The organism is Kitasatospora putterlickiae (assembly GCF_039527695.1).
GTDB lineage: Bacteria > Actinomycetota > Actinomycetes > Streptomycetales > Streptomycetaceae > Kitasatospora > Kitasatospora putterlickiae.
This window is the reverse complement of the sequence record NZ_BAAAKJ010000002.1, coordinates 66217-68833: the sequence shown is the minus strand read 5'-3', so window position 1 is coordinate 68833 and position 2617 is coordinate 66217. Positions and strand designations below refer to the sequence as shown.

The 2617-nt window shown below is 72.2% G+C and carries 3 protein-coding genes; 2 read left to right on the top strand and 1 reads right to left on the bottom strand.

Annotated elements, in window-relative coordinates:
- On the bottom strand, positions 1-385 hold a 385-nt coding region (locus ABD308_RS00395; RefSeq protein ID WP_344322181.1), incomplete at its 3' end, for a chromate transporter.
- Positions 386-568: 183 nt separating this feature from the next.
- On the opposite strand from ABD308_RS00395, the gene ABD308_RS00390 reads away from it, so the two are divergent.
- Both ABD308_RS00390 and ABD308_RS00385 read left to right on the top strand, forming a co-directional pair.
- Positions 569-1639 carry a cation diffusion facilitator family transporter gene (locus ABD308_RS00390; RefSeq protein ID WP_344322173.1) on the top strand — a complete coding sequence of 357 codons (1071 nt, stop codon included), beginning with the start codon at positions 569-571 and terminating at the stop codon, positions 1637-1639.
- Positions 1640-1695: 56 nt separating this feature from the next.
- Positions 1696-2595, top strand: a complete 900-nt coding sequence (locus tag ABD308_RS00385; RefSeq protein ID WP_344322255.1) for a 5'-3' exonuclease — start codon at positions 1696-1698, stop codon at positions 2593-2595.
- Positions 2596-2617 lie beyond the last annotated feature (22 nt).

Below are 2617 nucleotides of genomic sequence, written 5' to 3'. Positions count from 1 at the left end.
CGCGCACCGGGACGGCCGACTCGCCGACGCCGTGCCAGACGGTGCCGGGCTCGGCGCGCTCGACGGCGGCCAGGAACAGCTCGGCGAGGGCGAGGATCAGCACGAGCCCGGGGACGATGAAGCAGGCCCCGCCGACCAGCGCGCCCGGGGTGCCGCGCAGCCGCCAGGCGGTGAGGATCGCGAGCTGGGTGGAGGCCGGTCCGGGCAGCAGGTTGGTCGCCGCGATGCCGTCCTCGAACTCGTCCGGGGAGAACCACTTGCGCCGCTCCACGCAGAGCCGGCGCAGCAGCAGGATGTGCGCGGGCGGTCCTCCGAAGCCGGTGATGCCGATCCGGCCCCATTCGCGGGCGATCGTCGCCAGGCTCACCCGTCCGGTCGTCTCCATGCCTGTCTCCCCTGTTCAGCGGCGGCGTGACGATACCCGACGGGGGTTACCGTCCGGCAATGACAACGGTCTCCAATGCAGCCTTTGGATCTTCCTCGGATCTGCGGTTCACTTCGGAGTGCGAGGCGGTCGCGCGCCCCGCTCCCTACCCCGTGCGTTCATGCGTTCCAGGAGAGGACTTCGATGGCAGGCCACGAACACTCCCACCATGATCATGAGCATGACCAGAAGCAGGGTCACTCGCACGACCATAGTGGTCACGGCGGTCACGGCGGCGGCCACGGCGGCCACTCGCACGGCGTCGCCGCCGACGCCGACCGCCGCTGGCTGGTGAGCGCGCTCGCGCTGATCGTGGTGTTCATGGCCGGCGAGGTGGTGGTCGGCTTCGCCGCCAAGTCGCTGGCGCTGATCTCGGACGCCGCGCACATGCTCACCGACGCCGCCTCGATCGTCCTCGCGCTCATCGCCATGCGGCTCTCCGCCCGCCCGGCGCGCGGCGGTTACACCTACGGCCTCAAGCGCGCCGAGATCCTCTCCGCCCAGGCCAACGGCGTCACCCTGCTCGTGCTGTCCGCCTGGCTCGGCTACGAGGCGATCAGCCGGCTGTTCGAGCCGCCGGAGGTGACCGGTTCGCTGGTGCTGATCACCGCGCTGGTCGGGGTCGTGGTGAACGTGGCCGCCACCTGGTGCATGTCCAAGGCCAACCGCAGCTCGCTGAACGTCGAGGGCGCCTTCCAGCACGTCCTCACCGACCTGTACGCGTTCATCGCCACCGCCGTGGCCGGTGTGATCATGGTGACCACCGGCTTCGCCCGGGCCGACTCGATCGCCTCCCTGATCGTGGTCGCGCTGATGCTGAAGGCGGGCATCGGCCTGGTCCGCGACTCCGGCCGGATCTTCCTGGAGGCCGCGCCCGCGGGCGTCGACCCGGACGCGGTGGCCGACCGGCTGGTCGCCCAGCCGCTGGTGGAGGAGATCCACGACCTGCACATCTGGGAGATCACCTCCGGCCAGCCCGCGCTCTCCGCGCACATCCTGGTCACCCCCGGCGGCGACTGCCACGCGGTGCGGCGCGGACTCCAGCGCCGGCTCGCCGACGAGTACGGCATCACCCACAGCACCCTCCAGGTCGACCACGTCGGCGAGGACGAGGCCGGCGCGCTGCTGCAGATCACCACCCCCGGCGACCTCACCCCCGAGCACTGCGCCGACGCCCACGGCCCCGTCCACCGCGCCGGGCCGCACGAGCACTAGGGGCGTCCATGTCCTCCCGGTACGGCATGATCGGAGGCGTGACCGCACCCCGCCTGATGCTGCTCGACTCCGCCAGCCTCTACTTCCGGGCCTACTACGGCGTACCGGACACCCTGCGCTCGCCGCAGGGTGAGCCGGTCAACGCCGTCCGGGGCCTGCTGGACTTCATCGCCCGACTGGTCCACGACCACCGGCCCGACCAGCTAGTCGCCTGCATGGACGCCGACTGGCGCCCCCAGTGGCGGGTGGACCTCATCCCCTCCTACAAGACCCACCGGGTCGCCGAGGCCGCCACGGACGGCGAGGAGGAGGTGCCGGACACTCTCGCCCCGCAGGTCCCGGTGATCGAGCAGGTGCTGGACGCGCTCGGCATCGCCCGGATCGGCTCCCCCGGCTACGAGGCGGACGACGTGATCGGCACGCTGACCGCGCGCGCCACCGGCCCGGTGCAGATCGTCACCGGCGACCGGGACCTGTTCCAGCTGGTCGACGACGCCCGCGCGATCACCGTGCTCTACCCGGTCAAGGGCATGGGCAACCTGCAGGTCACCGATGACGCGCTGCTGCTGGAGAAGTACGGCGTGCGCGGCGCCCAATACGCCGACCTGGCCGCCCTGCGCGGCGACCCGAGCGACGGCCTGCCCGGCGTCAAGGGCATCGGCGAGAAGACGGCCGCCCAGCTGATCCACGAGTACGGCGACCTCTCCGGCATCCGCGCCGCCGCCCAGGACATCGGCTCCGCGCTCACCCCGGCCCGGCGCCGCAACCTCCTGGAGGCCTCCGCCTACCTGGACGTCGCCCCCACCGTGGTCGGCGTCGCCACCGACGCCCCGGTCCCCGACTTCGACCCCGCCCTGCCGACCGAGCCGCTCGACCCGATGACCCTGGAGTCCCTCTCCGCCCGCTGGAACCTCGGCACCTCCCTGGACCGCGTCCTGGAGGCGCTGACCGGCTGATCCGCACGCTCCTCCCCCGGGG